At 65.0% G+C, this 17,041-nt stretch carries 13 protein-coding genes; 7 read left to right on the top strand and 6 right to left on the bottom strand.

From position 1 onward, the window contains the following. Positions 1 to 8: 8 nt before the first annotated feature. Both L8K25_RS10765 and L8K25_RS10760 read right to left on the bottom strand, forming a co-directional pair. Positions 9 to 1,883 (bottom strand): acetyl/propionyl/methylcrotonyl-CoA carboxylase subunit alpha, encoded by a 1,875-nt coding sequence (locus L8K25_RS10765; protein WP_242138913.1) that lies wholly within the window; start codon positions 1,881 to 1,883, stop codon positions 9 to 11. A 1-nt stretch (position 1,884) separates the two neighbouring features. Further along, positions 1,885 to 2,376: a nuclear transport factor 2 family protein gene (locus L8K25_RS10760; protein ID WP_242138912.1), complete on the bottom strand. Its 492-nt coding sequence runs from the start codon at positions 2,374 to 2,376 to the stop codon at positions 1,885 to 1,887. Positions 2,377 to 2,471: 95 nt separating this feature from the next. Here L8K25_RS10760 and L8K25_RS10755 point away from each other — a divergent pair, with 95 nt between their 5' ends. After that, a complete protein-coding gene (locus L8K25_RS10755) occupies positions 2,472 to 2,816 on the top strand; it encodes a GIY-YIG nuclease family protein (protein WP_242138911.1) in 345 nt (114 codons plus the stop codon). A gap of 172 nt (positions 2,817 to 2,988) precedes the next feature. On the opposite strand, the gene L8K25_RS10750 is transcribed toward L8K25_RS10755, so the two are convergent. Further along, a complete protein-coding gene (locus L8K25_RS10750; RefSeq protein WP_242138910.1) occupies positions 2,989 to 4,590 on the bottom strand; it encodes a carboxyl transferase domain-containing protein in 1,602 nt (533 codons plus the stop codon). Positions 4,591 to 4,727: 137 nt separating this feature from the next. Here L8K25_RS10750 and L8K25_RS10745 point away from each other — a divergent pair, with 137 nt between their 5' ends. Further along, positions 4,728 to 6,791 (top strand): M13 family metallopeptidase, encoded by a 2,064-nt coding sequence (locus tag L8K25_RS10745; protein WP_242138909.1) that lies wholly within the window; start codon positions 4,728 to 4,730, stop codon positions 6,789 to 6,791. Positions 6,792 to 6,933: 142 nt separating this feature from the next. Here L8K25_RS10745 and L8K25_RS10740 read toward each other — a convergent pair whose 3' ends face one another. Then, positions 6,934 to 8,100: an isovaleryl-CoA dehydrogenase gene (locus L8K25_RS10740; RefSeq protein WP_242138908.1), complete on the bottom strand. Its 1,167-nt coding sequence runs from the start codon at positions 8,098 to 8,100 to the stop codon at positions 6,934 to 6,936. 86 nt (positions 8,101 to 8,186) lie between these two features. On the opposite strand from L8K25_RS10740, the gene L8K25_RS10735 reads away from it, so the two are divergent. The 5 genes from L8K25_RS10735 (at position 8,187) to L8K25_RS10715 (ending at position 15,116) form a co-directional block, all read left to right on the top strand. Then, positions 8,187 to 8,369, top strand: coding sequence for a hypothetical protein (locus L8K25_RS10735; protein WP_026046530.1), 183 nt, complete (start codon positions 8,187 to 8,189; stop codon positions 8,367 to 8,369). Between the two features lie 154 nt (positions 8,370 to 8,523). Further along, the gene (locus L8K25_RS10730; RefSeq protein WP_242139262.1) at positions 8,524 to 9,705 is read left to right on the top strand and encodes an efflux RND transporter periplasmic adaptor subunit; all 1,182 of its coding nucleotides are present in this window, start codon (positions 8,524 to 8,526) and stop codon (positions 9,703 to 9,705) included. Positions 9,706 to 9,711: 6 nt separating this feature from the next. After that, positions 9,712 to 12,930, top strand: coding sequence for an efflux RND transporter permease subunit (locus L8K25_RS10725; protein WP_242138907.1), 3,219 nt, complete (start codon positions 9,712 to 9,714; stop codon positions 12,928 to 12,930). Beyond that, the gene (locus tag L8K25_RS10720) at positions 12,927 to 14,504 is read left to right on the top strand and encodes an efflux transporter outer membrane subunit (protein WP_242138906.1); all 1,578 of its coding nucleotides are present in this window, start codon (positions 12,927 to 12,929) and stop codon (positions 14,502 to 14,504) included. Before L8K25_RS10725 ends, L8K25_RS10720 begins: the two co-directional genes overlap by 4 nt. A gap of 90 nt (positions 14,505 to 14,594) precedes the next feature. After that, positions 14,595 to 15,116 (top strand): GNAT family N-acetyltransferase, encoded by a 522-nt coding sequence (locus L8K25_RS10715; protein ID WP_242138905.1) that lies wholly within the window; start codon positions 14,595 to 14,597, stop codon positions 15,114 to 15,116. A gap of 66 nt (positions 15,117 to 15,182) precedes the next feature. Here L8K25_RS10715 and L8K25_RS10710 read toward each other — a convergent pair whose 3' ends face one another. Continuing rightward, on the bottom strand, positions 15,183 to 15,518 hold the full coding sequence (locus tag L8K25_RS10710) for a phasin family protein (RefSeq protein ID WP_242138904.1): 336 nt from the start codon (positions 15,516 to 15,518) through the stop codon (positions 15,183 to 15,185). Positions 15,519 to 15,619: 101 nt separating this feature from the next. After that, entirely contained in the window at positions 15,620 to 17,041 is a 1,422-nt protein-coding gene (locus tag L8K25_RS10705) for a hypothetical protein (RefSeq protein ID WP_242138903.1), read from the bottom strand.

Below are 17,041 nucleotides of genomic sequence, written 5' to 3'. Positions count from 1 at the left end.
TCCCGCAGTCAGGGCGTTTCCGGCCCCGGTTCTCCCCGCGTGATCCGAACCAGCACCATCCCCTCGTTGACTTGGCCGCCAGCGGTCGCCGTCAGTGCTGCGACCGTCCCGTCGAACGGCGCGGTCAGGCTGTGCTCCATCTTCATCGCTTCCAGCGTGACGAGCTTCTGGCCCTTGGTCACGACGTCGCCATCGGCCACGTCGACGGCGATGATCCGGCCCGGCATTGGCGACAGGATCGCACCATCCGCCGCCGCTCCGGTGGGGGTCCCATAGCCGCGCCACAACCGGTAGGAGCGCGCATCGCCCAGCGCGAACAGCGTGATCTCCTCCTCGGCAACATCCGTGTCGGGCACCACGTCCTCGACCGTATGGACCTGCCCGGCCTGATCCACGATCCGGACGGTCCGGCGGGCCGGACCGTTGAGCCGGAACCCGCTGCCAGCCGTCCACGGCGTATTGGCATCACCTGCGACCAGCGCGGCGGCGACCGCCTGGAGCGCGTCCGCCTCGACCGCCAGCGGATTGGCGAGCGCGTCGCCGCGGCGTCCGATCAAGCCGGTATCCATCGTGCCCGCGCGGAACTCGGGGTCCTCGCACAAGCGGCCGAGGAAACCGGCGTTGGTCTGGACCGGCCAGACCTCGACGTCGGTCACCGCGTCCCACAGCCGATCAATCGCCTGCTCCCGGCTCGGTGCATGGACGACCAGCTTCGCGATCATCGGGTCGTAGAACGGCGTGACGCTCCCGCCTTCCTCGACGCCGGTCTCGATCCGCGCGAAGCCCGGCAGCGCAAGATGCTCGAGCGGGCCGGTCGAGGGGAGAAAGCCCGTCGCCGGGTTTTCGGCATAGAGTCGCGCTTCCATCGCCCAACCGTCGATAGCAAGCGCGTCCTGGCGCAGCGGAAGCGGTTCGCCGCTCGCGACGCGCAGCTGCCATTCGACCAGATCGACCCCGGTGATCTCTTCGGTCACCGGATGCTCGACCTGAAGCCGGGTGTTCATTTCCATGAACCAGATGCGGTCGGCGCGCAGTCCATCGGTCCCGTCGGCGATGAATTCGATCGTACCCGCGCCGACATAGTCGACTGCTTTGGCCGCCCGAACCGCCGCCGCGCAGATCGCCTCGCGCGTCGCCGCGTCCATGCCGGGCGCGGGCGCTTCCTCGATCACCTTCTGATGCCGCCGCTGGAGCGAGCAATCGCGCTCGAACAGGTGCACGACGTTGCCATGGCTGTCGCCGAACACCTGCACCTCGATATGGCGCGGGGAGAGGACGTATTTCTCGATCAGCACCTGCGTATTGCCGAAGGACGATGCCGCCTCGCGCTGGCACGACAGCAAAGCGGCCGCAAAGTCCTCGGCCGCATCGACACGCCGCATGCCCTTGCCGCCGCCGCCTGCGACAGCCTTGATGAGCACCGGATAGCCCACCGCCGCCGCTTCCGTCGCGAGCCGCTCGGGCGACTGGTCATCCCCCAAATAGCCGGGCGTTACGGGCACACCTGCTTCGATCATCCGGGCCTTGGCGGCGTCCTTCAGCCCCATCGCGCGGATGCTGTCGGGGTTGGGGCCAATCCAGATCAGCCCGGCATCGATCACGCTTTGCGCGAAGTCCGCGTTTTCCGAGAGAAAACCGTAGCCGGGGTGGATCGCCTCGGCGCCGCTCTGCCGCGCGGCGGCGATGATCCGGTCGCCGCGCAGATAGCTTTCGCGCGCCAGGCTCGGACCGATGTGGACCGCCTCGTCCGCCTCGCGGACGTGGAGCGCCTCGGCATCCGCATCGGAATAGACCGCGACCGTCCGCACCCCCATGGCGCGCGCGGTGCGAATGATGCGGCAGGCGATCTCGCCGCGATTGGCGATGAGCAGCGATTGGATCACGTCAGTTCTCGCAAGGCGTCGTCCGCGACGACCAGGTAATGTTCTGGACCAGCCAGCGACCATTTTCTCGGACCAGATCGAAATGATCGTAGCCGCAATGGTGCCGCACGCCGTTGATGCTGAAAGTATAGGGCGCCCACACCATCGCGATGTCGCCGTCCACTTCGATCGCGGGGGTGCTGATCCGCTCCTCGAACCGCTCCGCGCCCGGCGTGAAGCGCGCGAGCAGCTCGGCGCGGGTCATGTGCTTGACGGTGCGCGTGCCGTCGGCGTTCTCGCTTGCCGAGGTGGCGGTCGCATCGGCACGCATCGCCTCCCCGATCCGCACGGCATCGCGCGCGCCGATCCCGGCGAGCAGCGCGGTAACGGGGGCGAGGACCTGCCCTTCCTCGGTCGCGGGGGGCGGGAGGCCGGTGCCCTTGGGAAGCGGCTGCACCGGGGTGACTTGCGACGACATTTGCGCAAGCAGCGCGAGGAGGAGTGGCGCAATCATTGTCTTTTCCTTCCGATTTCCAAACCCAACCCGCCGTCATGCTGAACTTGTTTCAGCATCCACCGTGCCGCTTATTCATGCTACGACCTTGAGAGATGCCCAAGCAGCCATGCGTCTATATTCTTGCCAGCAGCCGGATCGGCACGCTGTACATCGGCGTAACGTCCAACTTGCTCGCTCGCCTCTACCAGCATCGCAACACCGACGGGCCGGGCTTCGCCAGACGATACGGCGTAATGCGTCTCGTCCGATACGAATTCCACGCCGACATGCCCACCGCCATTGCCCGGGAGAAGCAACTAAAACGCTGGCACCGCGAATGGAAAATGAACCTGATCGAGCGCGACAATCCCGACTGGGTCGACTTGGCACTAGGGTTAGGCCTGCCGCCACCGTCCGCCCCCGGCCCCACGGTGGATGCTGAAACAAGTTCAGCATGACGGCGGGGGGCAAAGGCAAAGCACATGTTTCTCAACGACCGCCCTCTCACCCACACCCCGTCATCCTGAACTCGTTTCAGCATCCAGCCCTCCACGGGTCCTGACAGAGCCAGCCGCACGGAGGATGCTGAAACGAGTTCAGGATGACGAAGTATTGGAGACACCACCCCCATCACATCCGGAACACCCCGAACGCCGGCCGCTCCGGGATCGGCGCATTCAGCGTCGCCGCAAACGCCAGCCCGAGCACGTCGCGCGTCTGCGCGGGGTCAATGATCCCGTCGTCCCACAGTCGCGCGGTCGCGTACCAGGGGTTGCCCTCGTCCTCGTATTTCTGCCGGATCGGCGCCTTGAACGCCTCCGCTTCGTCGGCAGACCAGCCCTCCGCATCGCGGTGCACCGTCGCCAGCACCGACGCCGCCTGCTCCCCACCCATCACCGAGATCCGGCTATTGGGCCAGCTGAACAGGAACCGCGGCGAATAGGCCCGCCCGCACATCCCGTAATTCCCCGCGCCGAAGCTCCCCCCGATCAGCACGGTGATCTTGGGCACGGTCGCGGTAGCAACGGCGGTCACCAGCTTCGCGCCATGCTTGGCGATCCCCTCCGCCTCATACCGCCCGCCAACCATGAACCCCGAGATGTTCTGCAGGAAAAGCAGCGGGATCTTCCGCTGGCACGCCAGCTCGATGAAATGCGCCCCCTTCTGCGCGCTCTCCGAAAACAGCACGCCGTTGTTGGCGAGGATAGCGACCGGGATCCCCCAGATATGCGCGAACCCGCACACCAGCGACGTCCCGTACAACGCCTTGAACTCGTGGAATTCCGACCCATCCACCAGCCGCGCGATGATCTCGTGCACGTCATACGGCGCCCGCACGTCAGCGGGCACGATCCCGTACAATTCCTCGCCAGCAAACTTCGGCAACCGCGGTTCGGCGTAATTGACGTCACCGCGCGTCTGCGGCGGCAACATCGAAACAATGTCGCGGACGATTGTCAGAGCATGATCGTCATCCTCCGCGACATGATCGACCACACCCGACTTGCGCCCGTGCGTATCCGCGCCGCCCAGCTCCTCGGCCGAAATCACCTCGCCCGTCGCAGCCTTCACCAGCGGCGGTCCGGCGAGGAAGATCGTCCCCTGCCCGCGCACGATGATCGTCTCGTCCGACATTGCGGGGACATATGCGCCGCCCGCGGTGCAGCTCCCCATCACGCAGGCGATCTGCGGAATCCCCTTCGCCGACATGTTCGCCTGGTTGAAGAAGATCCGCCCGAAATGATCGCGATCCGGGAACACCTCCGCCTGATGCGGCAGGTTCGCGCCCCCGCTGTCGACGAGATAGATGCACGGCAGATGGTTCGCCTCGGCGATTTCCTGGGCACGCAGATGCTTCTTCACGGTCAGCGGATAATAGGTCCCGCCCTTTACGGTCGCGTCGTTGCACAGGATCATGCACTGCCGCCCCGACACGCGCCCGATCCCCGCGATCACGCCAGCCCCCGGCACCTCGTCGTCATACAGGCCGTTCGCCGCTAGCTGCCCGATCTCGAGGAACGGCGACCCCGGATCGAGCAACCGCTCGACCCGCTCGCGCGGGAGCAATTTGCCCCGCGCGGTATGGCGCGCGCGGCTCTTGGCGTTGCCCCCGAGCGCGGCGGTCGCCACGTCGGCCTCGAGCCGCTCGACAAGGCCGCGATTGTGCGCGGCATTGGCGTGGAAGGTGTCACTGTCGACGCTGATCTTCGAGTCTAGGACGGGGGCGCTCAAGGGCGGTTTCCTGCTTGCGGTATCCGTTGCATTTGAAACTGCCTAGCGACCCCGCGCGGCGAAGGAAAGCCGATTGGCAGAACCGCGACGCGGGTCTATCGCGGCACCAAACCGATAGTTGCCGAGGATACTTGTCCATGAAACGCCTGACCGTATTTTCCATTGCGCTGCTCGCGACCTCGGCAATCGGGACCGGCCTGGCGGCGCAAGCGGTCGGCACCCAATCGGGCGTCGACAAGGCGCTGGTCGACCAGAGCGTCAAGCCGGGGGACAATTTCGACGATTATGCCAATGGCACGTGGCGCAAGACCGCCGGGATCGAGCCAGCGCGCTCGTCCACCGGTGTCGGCGTCGAAGTCCAAAAGGTCGCCGAGATGCGCAATGCGACGATCATCCAGGATGCCGCGAAGGCCAACGCCGCACCCGGCAGCAGCCAACGCCTGATCGCGGATTATTACGCCGCCTATAACGACACCACCGCGATCGAGGCGCGCGGTGCAGCCCCGCTCAAGGCGCTGATCGCGCCCTATTACGCGCTACGCGACAAGACCGCGTTGGCGAAGGTGATGGGCGCACAGATGCGGTCGGACACCGACCCGTTCAACAACAACAATTATGCCAGCACGACCAATTTGTTTGGCTTGTTCGTCTCGCAGGATCTCAACCAGCCGAAGCGCAACGTCCCCTATCTGATGCAGGGCGGTCTCGGCCTTGCCGACCGCGATTACTATCTGTCGCAGAGCCCGCAGATGGCGGAATTGCGCGAGGGGTATAAGGCGTATCTCGCGCAGATTTTCGGACTCGCGGGCCTGAGCGATCCGGCCGCCCGCGCTGCCCGCGTGTTCGCGCTGGAAATGAAGATCGCCGCCGCGCAGACCGACATTGAGGCAAGCCAGGACGCCAGCAAGGGCGACAACCCGTGGACCCGCGCCGACTTCGCGCGCAAGGCCCCGGGGATCGACTGGGCGACCTACTGGACCGCGGCGGGTATTCCTGCCGCGCAGCAGGACTTCATCGCGTGGCAGCCCGACGCGATCGTGAAGCTCTCCGCCCTCGTCGCGAGCGAGCCCCTCGACGCCTGGCAGGACTGGCTGACCGCGCACCGGATCACCGCGGTTGCTTCGGTTCTTCCCAAGGCGTTCGATGACGCGCGTTTTGGCTTTTACGGCAAGCAGTTGAACGGGACGCCTGCGCAGCAGTCTCGCGACAAGCGCAGCATCGCGGCGGTTAACGCAGCGCTCGGCGACGAGGTCGGGCGGCTGTATGCGGCGCGCTATTTCTCGGCGCAGTCGAAGGCCGAGATCCAGATGATGGTCAAGAACATCGTCGGCGCGTTCGACCAGCGCATCCAGAAGCTGGACTGGATGGCCCCCGCGACCAAGGCCGAGGCGCGGCGCAAGCTGTCGGTGTTGTACGTCGGCGTCGGCTATCCCGATCACTGGCGCGCGTTCCCCAAGTTCGCGGTCGACGCGAAGGATCCGATCGGCAATCTCGAACGCGCCGATCTCGCCTTCTATCGCTATCAGACGGGCAAGCTCGGCAAGGCGCCCGATCGCACCGAATGGTGGATGACCCCGCAGACCGTCAACGCGGTCAATCTGCCGCTGCAGAACGCGCTCAACTTCCCCGCGGCGATCCTGCAAGCGCCCTATTTCGACGCGAAATACGACGCGGCCGCCAATTACGGTGCGATCGGTGCGGTGATCGGGCACGAGATCAGCCACAGCTTCGACAATCTCGGTGCGGATTTCGATTCGACCGGCAAGTATCGCAACTGGTGGACGCCCGCCGATCTCAAGCGGTTCGAACAGGCCGGTTCGGCGCTGGTTGCGCAATATGATGGCTATCAGGCACTGCCGGGGCTGAAGCTCAAGGGCCGACAGGAACTCGGCGAGAACATCGCGGATACCGCTGGTTTGACAGCGGCTTACGAGGCGTACCGCGCATCCTATGGCGGCAAGGAACCGCCGGTGATCGACGGCATGACCGGCGACCAGCGCTTCTTCCTCGCCTTCGCCCAGAGCTGGCGCACCAAGATGCGCGACAAGGCGCTCCGCGCGCGCATCGCGACCGACGTCCATGCGCCGGCGATGTTCCGCGTGCTGACGGTGCGTAACCTCGATGCGTGGTATCCGGCGTACAAGGTCCAGCCGGGCGACAAGCTGTACCTTGCGCCCGCGGACCGGGTCCACGTCTGGTAAGACGCGGCCCTGATTTTGCTTTGAGCACCTCCCCGGCGAAGGCCGGGGCCCAATGGTGGCGTCCAATGGCATTGCGCGCAGCACCTGCCACGACCCGCCCTCGACTGGGCCCCGGCCTTCGCCGGGGAAGCAGTATGGCGTATTACTGCGCGTTCGGCGCGTCATGCCCGATCAGCTCGCGCCCGATCAGCATCCGGCGGATCTCGTTGGTCCCCGCCCCGATGTCGAGCAGCTTGGCGTCACGGTAGAACCGCTCCACCGGCCAGTCCTTGGTATAACCAGCGCCACCAAGCGCCTGCACCGCCTCGTTCGCCACCCGCACCGCATTCTCGCTCGCGAGCAGGATCGCCCCCGCCGCGTCGAACCGCGTCGTCTTCCCCGCATCGCACGACCGCGCGACCGCATAGACGTAGGCCCGCGCCGAATTGAGCGCGACGTACATGTCCGCGATCTTCCCCTGCATCAGCTGGAATGCGCCGATCGGCTTGCCGAACTGCCGCCGCTCGCGAACATAGGGCACCACCACGTCGAGGCATGCCTGCATGATCCCGAGCTGGATCCCGGCGAGCACGGTCCGCTCGTAATCGAGCCCCGACATCAGCACGCCGACGCCGCCATTGACCGGCCCCATGATGTTCTCTTCGGGAACCTCGCAGTCGGTGAAGACGAGCTCGGCGGTCGGCGACCCGCGCATTCCCATCTTGTCAATCTTCTGACCAATCGCGAAGCCCGGCATGTCCTTCTCGATCAGGAACGTGGTGATTCCGCGCGAACCCTCGCCTGTCTTGGCATAGACGACCAAAGTATCCGCATACGCCGCGTTGGTGATCCAGAACTTGGTGCCGTTGAGGACATAGCCGCCCTGCACCTTCTCCGCCTTGAGCTTCATGCCGACGACGTCGGACCCTGCCCCCGCCTCCGACATCGCCAGACTGCCGACATGCCTGCCCGAGATCAGCTTGGGGAGATATTTCGCTTTCTGCTCCGGCGACGCCCAACGCGCGATCTGGTTGACGCACAGGTTCGAATGCGCGCCATAGCTCAAACCGACCGACGCCGACGCGCGCGAAACCTCCTCGCACGCCAGCACATGCTCGAGATACCCGAGCCCCAGGCCGCCGTCCTCCTCGGCGACGGTGATCCCGTGTAGCCCAAGCGCCCCCATTTCAGGCCACAAGGCTTGCGGGAACCAGTCCTCGGCATCGACCTTCGCCGCCAGCGGCGCAATCCGGTCGGTGGCGAAACGCTGCGTCGTATCGCGAATCATGTCCGCAGTTTCGCCCAGCGCGAAGTCCATTTCGGCGATCATATCCATCTCCTTTTGCGCACCGCCTAAACGTCGCGCCACTATCGGGCAATGGTATGTCGCCGCGCGATGCGATACCGCATGGCGTCATGAGTGAAGAACGATTCGAGCGCCATCGCCAGCCCTGGACGACGGACGAAATCCAGAAACTGCACACGCTTGCCAAGAAGGGCATGGCGCTCAAGGCGATTTCCAAGGCGCTCAAGCGCAGCGAGGAATCGACCAAGGATCGCGCTAAAGCGGACGGTCTTACCATCGCAAAGTTGCGGTAGCTCTCCCGCAGCGCAATAGGGCCGTACCGAGACAGTTGATCCGCCGCCGGAACAACCCTTATGAGGCTTCGTTAGGCGACAATTGCGCAGGGTATCCTCCTGTGGCGCATACCCCTGCGGAGCAGCGGCTCGGATGAAATTGCGGTCTTTTCCCGTGTGCGCGATCGGCGCATTTGGCCTTGCAGCGATCACCCTCGGCGGATGCGCCCAGAAAACCGATACCAAGGGCGGCCGCGGCGGCGCCAAGGGGCCGCCGGAAGTCGGCTATGTCGAAGTGCAGAAATCCAGCGTGCCGACCGTGACCGAGCTCGCTGGCCGTACCTCGGCCTATCAGACCTCCGAAGTCCGCCCTCAGGTTACCGGTCTGATCACCAAGCGCTTCTTCACGGAGGGATCGATCGTCCGCAAGGGACAGGCGCTGTATCAGATCGACCCGAGCCTGTACCGCGCGTCCGCCAATCAGGCTGCCGCCAATCTCGCGAGTGCCGCCGCCAACGCGTCCGCGACGAAGGTCAAGGCGGACCGCTACAAGCCGCTTGCGGACATGCAGGCGGTCGCGGCGCAGGATTACACCGATGCGGCAGCCGTGGCTCGCCAGGCCGCGGCATCCGTCCAGCAGACCCGCGCGGCGCTGGACACGGCGAAGATCAACCTGCGTTTCACGACGGTTCCGGCGCCCATTACCGGCAAGATCGGGCGCTCGCTCTACACCGAAGGGGCCCTCGTTACGGCAAGCCAGACCGATCCGCTGACCGTCATCCAGCGGCTCGATCCGATCTTCGTCGATATTCAGCAGGCCAGTGCGGATCTGCTCCGCCTGCGCCGCGCGCTGGCGGGTGGCGGGTCGTCCGCCGCGGGCCGCGCCGACGTTCGGCTGAAGCTCGAGGACGGCAGCGACTACGGCATGGTCGGAGACGTCGAGTTCTCCGAAGCGATGGTCGACGCAACCACTGGGACGGTGACGCTGCGCGCCCGCTTCCCCAATCCCAACGGCCTGCTGTTGCCGGGGATGTTCGTCCGCGCGAGCTTCGCGCAGTCGATCGACAACAACGCATTCCTCGTCCCCCAACAGGCGGTGTCGCGGGATGCCAAGGGCAACGCGACGGTGTTCCTCGTCGGTCCCGGGAACAAGGCGGTGCAGAAGAGCATCACCACCACGCGGACCGTGGGCACCAATTGGGTCGTGACCAGCGGCCTCAATCCAGGGGACAAGATCATCACGCAAGGTGTCGGGAAGGTGAAGCCAAACCAGGTGATCAAGCCGGTTCCGGCCAATGCGCCGCAACAGATCCGCGATCCCGGCAAGGGTAACGCCGCCGACAAGAAAAAGAACTGACGCGCCGTGATATCCCGCATCTTCATCGACCGGCCGATTTTTGCCTGGGTCATCGCGATCATCATCATGCTGGCGGGCATCGGCGCGATCTACACGCTGCCGGTCGAGCAATTCCCCGACATCGCGCCACCCCAGGTCAACATTCGCGCCACCTATCCCGGTGCCAACGCGCAAACTCTTGAAAACTCGGTCGCTCAGGTGATCGAACAGCAGCTCACCGGCATCGACGGCCTGCTGTATTTCTCGACCAGTTCGTCGTCGCGCGGTCAGGTGACGATTGCTGCGACGTTCTCGAAGGGCACCAATCCGGACATTGCGCAGGTTCAGGTCCAGAACAAGGTCCAGCAAGCCCTGTCGCGTCTTCCGCAGCAGGTCCAGCAGCAGGGCCTGACCGTCACCAAGTCAAATCCGGACTTCCTGCTGATCGCCGCGATCTACGATACCAGCGACAAACAGACGAACCAGGACGTCTCGGACTATCTGGTGTCCAATCTGCAGGACACCATCGGCCGCATCAAGGGCGTTGGCGACATCAACGTGTTTGGCGCGCAATATGCGATGCGCATCTGGCTCGATCCCAATCGGCTCGCCAGCTACAGCCTGATGCCGTCGGACGTGACGACCGCCATTACCGCCCAGAATGCGGAAGTTGCGGCGGGCGAGATCGGCGGCGTGCCGAACACGCCGGAACAGGTGCTCGACGCGACCGTCACCTCCCAGTCTCGGCTGTCGACCCCCGAGCAGTTCCGCAACATCGTCCTCAAGACCCAGTCGGACGGATCGACCGTCCACCTGTCGGACGTCGCCCGCATCGAACTCGGTGCCGAAAGCTACGCGGTCACCAGCCGCGTCAACGGACACCCGGGTGCCGGCATCGCGGTCAGCCTGGCGCCGGGCGCCGACGCGCTCGGGACAGCGGAATTGGTCAAGGCCGAGATCGAGCGCGCATCGAAGGGGTTTCCCAACGGCTACGCCTACAGCTTCCCGCAGGATTCAACCGCGTTCATCAAGCTGTCGGTCGAGGAAGTTGAAAAGACGCTGTTCGAGGCGATCATTCTCGTCGTCATCGTCATGTTCGTGTTCCTCCAGAAATGGCGCGCAACGCTGATCCCGACGATCGCGGTTCCGGTCGTTCTGCTCGGCACGTTCGGGATTTTTGCGCTGGCCGGCTTTTCGATCAACACGTTGACGCTGTTCGGGCTGGTGCTGGCGATCGGGCTGCTCGTCGACGACGCGATCGTCGTGGTCGAGAACGTCGAACGGTTACTCGAAGAGAATCCCGAGATGTCGCCGCGTGACGCGACCATCCAGTCGATGGATGAGATCACCGTAGCGCTCGTCGCGATCGCGCTCGTATTGTCGGCAGTGTTCCTGCCGATGGCATTCTTCGGCGGATCGACGGGCGTGATCTACCGCCAGTTCTCGATCACCATCGTGTCGGCCATGGTCCTGTCGGTGGTGGTTGCGCTGGTTCTCACCCCGGCGCTGACCGCAACCTTGCTGAAGCGCAAGAGCGATCAGAAGCGGGATGGCTGGTTCGCCCGCAAGACCCAAGGCGCGAAGGATTGGTTCAACAACGGGTTCGATCGTACCGTCGACCGCTATGGTCGCGCCGTCGAGCGCGTCGTGGATCGCAAGTGGCTGTTCCTGCTGATCTATGCGGGGGTCATGGCGGTCCTGGTGCTGCTGTTCGTGCGACTGCCGACCGGCTTCCTCCCGACCGAAGATCAAGGCATCGCGCAGATCCAGTATAATCTCGCGCCGGGGGCCACGCTGAACCAGACGCGCGTTGCGCAGTTGCAGATCGAGAAATACTTCGCGGGCCCGGAAGCCAAGAACGTCGACGGGTATCTGACCGTCGCGGGTGGCGGTAATGGCGGTGGCGGCTCCAACGCCGGGCGTGGTTTCATCGCGCTCAAGGATTGGGCGGATCGCAAGGGCACCGAAAACGGTGCCGACGCGATCACGCAACGCGCGACCAAGGCGCTCGGCGGTCTTCGCGACGTGGAATTCTATGCGACCGTGCCGTCCGCGGTCCGGGGCCTCGGTCAGTCGAACGGCTTCACGATGGAGCTGCAGAACAGCGGCGGGTTGAGCCGCGAGCAATTCAAGGCCGCACGCGACGGCCTTCTGGCCGCCGCGCGCGCCGACCCCACGCTTGCGGCGATACGACCGACCGACCTCGACGACCAGCCGACGCTACAGGTTGCGCTGGATTCCCAGAAGCTGAGTACGTTGGGGCTGACGCAGGCCAATGTGAATGCGACGCTGTCGACCGCCTGGGGCGGCAGCTATGTCAACGATTTCAACGATCGCGGCCGTGTGAAGCGCGTGTACGTCCAAGGCGACGCGCCCTATCGGTCGTCGCCGGACGATCTGTCGAAATGGTTCGTGCGCGGCACGACCGGGACAATGGCTCCGTTCTCGGCCTTTTCGACCATTTCGTGGAGCAAGGCACCGCCCTCGCTCGCGCGATTCTCCGGAATTTCGTCCTACGAGCTCTCGGGGCAGGCGGCGCCCGGACAGAGCTCCGGCCAGGCGATGAACCGGATGACCGAACTCGCCGCCAAATATCCGGGAACGAGCGTGGCCTGGGCCGGGCTGTCCTATCAGGAGCGGTTGTCGTCCGGGCAGGCGCCGTTCCTGTATGCCATCTCGCTGCTGGTCGTGTTTCTCTGCCTTGCCGCGTTGTATGAGAGCTGGACGATCCCGGTGGCGGTGCTGCTGATCATTCCGCTCGGCCTGGTCGGCGCTGTCTTCGCCGTGACGCTGCGCGGGCTGCAGAACGACGTTTACCTGCAGATCGGATTGCTCACCACCATGGGTCTGGCGGCGAAGAACGCGATCCTGATGATCGAGTTCGCGGAACAGGCGGAGAAGCAGGGCAAGCGTGTCATCGAAGCCGCACTCGAAGCGGCCCGCATCCGACTGCGCCCGATTTTGATGACCAGCTTTGCGTTCATCTTCGGCGTTCTGCCGTTGGCCATCTCGACCGGCGCGGGCGCAAACAGTCGTATCGCGATCGGTACGGCGGTGATCGGCGGGATGCTGACGGCCACGATCCTTGCGATCTTCTACATTCCGCTGTTCTTCGTTCTGGTTCGCCGCGGCACACGCGATGTGCTCAAGCACTTCCATCACGACTCGCCCGACACACCACGCCAGCCGGAGGCCTACGGCCCCCCTGCCCCCCGAACTGCAGACCGCCCGGAGGCAACGGCATGATGCGCAAGATCCTGCTCGGCGTGTCGCTCGCTGCCGTATCGGCTTGTTCGATGGCTCCGAAATACGTGCGGCCCGAACTGCCGGTACCGCCAAGCTGGCCCAGCGGCGACGCCTATCTACGCCGGAGCGAGGCGGCACTGCCCAGCATTTCGTATCGCGACATCTTTCGGGACCCGCGATTGCAGCAGATCATCGTCGAAGCACTCGCCAACAATCGCGACCTACGCCTCGCTGCGGCGAACATCGAGACGGCGCGCGCCCAGTATCGCATCCAGCGCGCCGAGCTGCTTCCCGAACTCGCAGTATCCGGGAGCTTCACACATCGCGACAGCGGCAACGGAGCGACCACCACGACCACCGGAACGGGCACGACGACCGGATCGACCGGGTCAACCGGAACGACCGACCCGACGACCGGCGTCGGCACCGGAAACGGGACCGGCACTGGCATCACGACGACGTCGACGAGCGGCGTCCGGAACACCTTTTCCGCCAACCTCGGCATTACCGCGTTCGAGATCGACTTGTTCGGGCGCGTGAGATCGCTGACCACCGCCGCGCAGAACCGGTACTTCGCGACCGAAGCTGCCGCGCGTGCGACGCGCCTTACGCTGGTCGGGGATATCGCGACCGCCTGGTTGACCTATGCCTTTGACGTGAGCCTCCTCAAGATCGCGCGGGAGACCGCAGCGATCGCCCAGACCAGCGTCAACCTGACCCGGGCGCGGCTTGACGGCGGAATTGCGCCACGGACCGATCTCGCGCAGGCGCAGATCGTGCTGCAGACCGCCCAGTCGGATCTTGCCACGCAGACGACGCTCGTCGCCCAGGACGTCAACGCGTTGCAGCTGCTGGTGGGTGCCCCGGTCGACCCTTCGCTACTGCCGAAGTCGATCGAGGAGGCCGCGCCGACCGTCGCCGAACTGCCGGCAGGGCTCAACTCAACCATCCTGTTCCGTCGTCCGGACGTACTGCAAGCCGAATATGAGCTGCGCGCGACGAACGCAGAAATCGGTGCGGCACGTGCCGCCCTGTTCCCGCGAATTTCGCTCACGGCGCTCGCCGGCTTGGCAAGCACGTCGCTGACAAGCCTGTTTACGGGCGGGGCTTTCAACTATTCGGTAGCGCCCAGTGCGAGCTATTCGATCTTTTCAGCCGGTGCTGCGCGTGCTGGCGTCGCGCAGACGCGTGCGCAACGCGATGCGGCCCTCGCGACTTATGAAAAGACGATCCAGACGGCCTTTAGCGAAGTGGCCGATGGTCTGGCGCGCCGGGGTACCATCGACCGTCAGCTGGCAGCCCAGATAGCGCTGTCGGCGGCTGCTACCGACAACTACCGGTTGTCCGATGCGCGCTATCGCGGTGGTATCGATACGTTTCTGCAAAGTCTCGACGCCCAGCGTTCGCTCTATTCGGCACAGCGCACGCTGGTTTCGACACGGCTGACGGGGGCGACCAATCGCGTCACGCTCTATCGCGTGCTCGGCGGCGACGCTCTGCTCGATCCGACGCCTGCGGGGCCACGTCCCTCTGCAGCACAGCCGGTGAGCGGTGCTTCTGCAACGATGAGGTGACTTTACGCCGCTACGCTGTATGGATCGGCGTGGCGCCAAGGTGACCGGTGGCACTGGCCGTCCGGGGGATCGGCCGGGGATATGTTCGACATGAGCCATCGCATCCGTCGTTTCACTGCCGACGATCAGCCCGCGATGATCGCGTTCGCTCAGCGGCTGCCGGAACATGACCTGTTGTTTCTAGGGCGCGACTTGAAACATCCGCGCGTGGTCGCGGCATGGGTCGAGGCAATGGAAGCGGGCTATATCGATGGTCTCGTCGCCGAGGAAAACGACCAGCTGGTGGGCACTGCGGCGCTCGTGTGTGATCCGCTAGGCTGGAGCACGCACGTCGGTGAGGTGCGATTGCTGGTGACGCCCACGCGCAGGGGCGCTGGCGTCGGCCGTGATCTGCTCGAGGGTATCTACGTCATCGCGCGCGAGCGCGGGTTGCGCAAGCTGGTGGCGAACATGACGCCGGACCAGATCGGTTCCGTCATGCTGTTCGAAAGCCTGGGGTTTCGCGCCGAAGCCTTGCTTCGCGACCAGGTCCGCGACCGACAGGGCAACCCGCACGACCTCGCGATCCTGAGCGCAGATATCGCACGTGAGGCAGGGACGGCTACTGCCTGACCGCAATCAAGCTCGACGTTTGAGGGAGGACGCCCTCTTCCTCACCAGGAAGAGGACGTCGGTTTTTCATCCCTTGTCGCCGCGCATCACCCCAACGGTGTCACGGCCGAACTGCATGATCAGTTCGCCGATCTCGCGCGCCTGCGTCATGTTGCGGCTGCTCTGTTCCCGAATGAAATCCCCCTGGATCTTCATTACTTCGGACAGATCCTTCGCACCCGCCGCAGCGCGCATCGCATTGAACGCCTCGCGCGTGTTGGTCTCCGCCTGATCGAGCATCTTGAGGCTCACGGTCGATCCGGTCTCGGCGATCTTGCCGCCCGCATCGCGCATCGCTTCGCCGGCCTTGCGCGCCGGATCGAGGACCTTTTCGTTGAACGCGTTCTGCATCGTGTCGGTCATGCCATCGGTCCTTCTACTAGGTGCCGCCTGCCGAGCGGCCGGTCCCGGCTTTCGCGCCGGTGTCGTCTCATCCAAACGCACGAAAGGGATTTTCGTACCGTTCAAAGCAGTTGCGCGGCGTAGGTCGCCGGTGCGCGCGGCAAGACGAGGCGGGCCGCCGTGCCGCTGCAGATGACCAGCGTCAATGCTACCCCTCCGACCATCAGTTCGCGCCGCGTCAACGCGCGCTCGGCGACCAGGAGTACGATAGCCACCGTCGTCGCGACCATCGACCACAAGTGATACCGCAGGTCCGACGCAATACTGAGCACCAGGAAACTCGTCTCCAGCAGCACCGCCGACACCAGCAGCGCGAGCGCGAAGTCGCGGATCGCACCCACGTGCCGCCGCAGCGCCACAGTCAGGCCGATGAGCGCACAGCACAGGAATGCAATCGGCCATCCAAGCGGCGTATCGACGGTCCAGCCTTCGATCGTTTGCCAGACAGTCGCCGCAGCGCCCGGGCTCGTCAGACCGAGGTCGTTGGGTTGACTGCGGACGGGTGGCAACGCGCCCGGCGCCCCCGCTCCGACGAGCCAGCGCTCGGTCGAATTCCAGTGCCCCAGCCTGTGCTGGAGGTACGCACCCGGCGCGCGGAGGACTGCGCCTGCCAGCATCTGGTAGAGCGTGCCAGGTGAATAGGCATGCAAGCCCTCGACCTGCGGGCCGCAGCGATCCGGTTCGCCGAGCGGATCCCAGAAATAGGGTTTGACGCAGTGCCGCGCCGCAATCGTGCGGATTTCGGACGGCGTCAGTCCGGTGAACACGCCGGGCGCACGAACCGCAATCGCACTCAAATCGTAAATCGCTTCAGTACGCTCGACCCCGCTTTTACCTGCGCCCAGCACTGCGTGATTGATCACCGGCGAAACCGCCAGGACAATCCCGACGCCGACCAGCGCCATCACGGCGCGACCCCACCAGGACCGCGGGCCGACCAGCATGACGCCCAGGGCGACCGTGGCAAACACGGCATTCGCCCGAACCAGCGTTGCATAGCCGAGCAGCACCGCGACCAGCACCCAGGCAAAGAAAGGTACGCGCGCAGCCCGCAACCGCCACCAACCCACGATCCCGACGGCCGCCAGCATCGCGCCGAGCATCTGAGCGTCCTTCAGCACCGTTCCCTGCCAGCCCAGGAACAGCGGAACGACACCGACCAGCAGTACCGCGATCCCGCCCTGCAGTTTCCCGATCCTGACGAGGGTCACCGCAATCAGACCGAGCCCGAACCAGTACAGCGCCATCTGCAGGAGCAGCATCGGCGCAGCAGGCGGGACGCCGCCTGCGCTTCCTCGCAGCACCGCCCAGAGCTGCGCCATGATCGGGGGGTGCCAGTCCTCATATTCGCCGGCCAGCACTTGCCCGTATTGCGCCACCGTATCGTACATCGCGACGCCCGGCCAGAATAGCGCGAGCGCGGCGACGCACAGGACCAGCGCCGCCCCGGCCAGAATCGCAGGGCGGAGCAGGTCGGTGGTCAT

Origin of the sequence: Sphingomonas sp. TREG-RG-20F-R18-01 (genome assembly GCF_022662475.1) — a bacterium.
Taxonomy (GTDB): domain Bacteria; phylum Pseudomonadota; class Alphaproteobacteria; order Sphingomonadales; family Sphingomonadaceae; genus Sphingomonas.
Note: the sequence above shows the minus strand (reverse complement) of the source record. Positions and strands in the feature narration are given on the sequence as shown.

What these genes read in the sequence shown, in the direction of transcription:
- L8K25_RS10760 (WP_242138912.1), bottom strand. Translation starts at nt 2,376, where the DNA reads ATGATTGCGCCACTCCTCCTCGCGCTGCTTGCGCAAATGTCGTCGCAA.
- L8K25_RS10755 (WP_242138911.1), top strand. Translation starts at nt 2,472, where the DNA reads ATGCCCAAGCAGCCATGCGTCTATATTCTTGCCAGCAGCCGGATCGGC.
- L8K25_RS10745 (WP_242138909.1), top strand. Translation starts at nt 4,728, where the DNA reads ATGAAACGCCTGACCGTATTTTCCATTGCGCTGCTCGCGACCTCGGCA.
- L8K25_RS10740 (WP_242138908.1), bottom strand. Translation starts at nt 8,100, where the DNA reads ATGATCGCCGAAATGGACTTCGCGCTGGGCGAAACTGCGGACATGATT.
- L8K25_RS10735 (WP_026046530.1), top strand. Translation starts at nt 8,187, where the DNA reads ATGAGTGAAGAACGATTCGAGCGCCATCGCCAGCCCTGGACGACGGAC.
- L8K25_RS10720 (WP_242138906.1), top strand. Translation starts at nt 12,927, where the DNA reads ATGATGCGCAAGATCCTGCTCGGCGTGTCGCTCGCTGCCGTATCGGCT.
- L8K25_RS10715 (WP_242138905.1), top strand. Translation starts at nt 14,595, where the DNA reads ATGAGCCATCGCATCCGTCGTTTCACTGCCGACGATCAGCCCGCGATG.
- L8K25_RS10710 (WP_242138904.1), bottom strand. Translation starts at nt 15,518, where the DNA reads ATGACCGACACGATGCAGAACGCGTTCAACGAAAAGGTCCTCGATCCG.
- L8K25_RS10705 (WP_242138903.1), bottom strand. Translation starts at nt 17,041, where the DNA reads ATGACCACCGACCTGCTCCGCCCTGCGATTCTGGCCGGGGCGGCGCTG.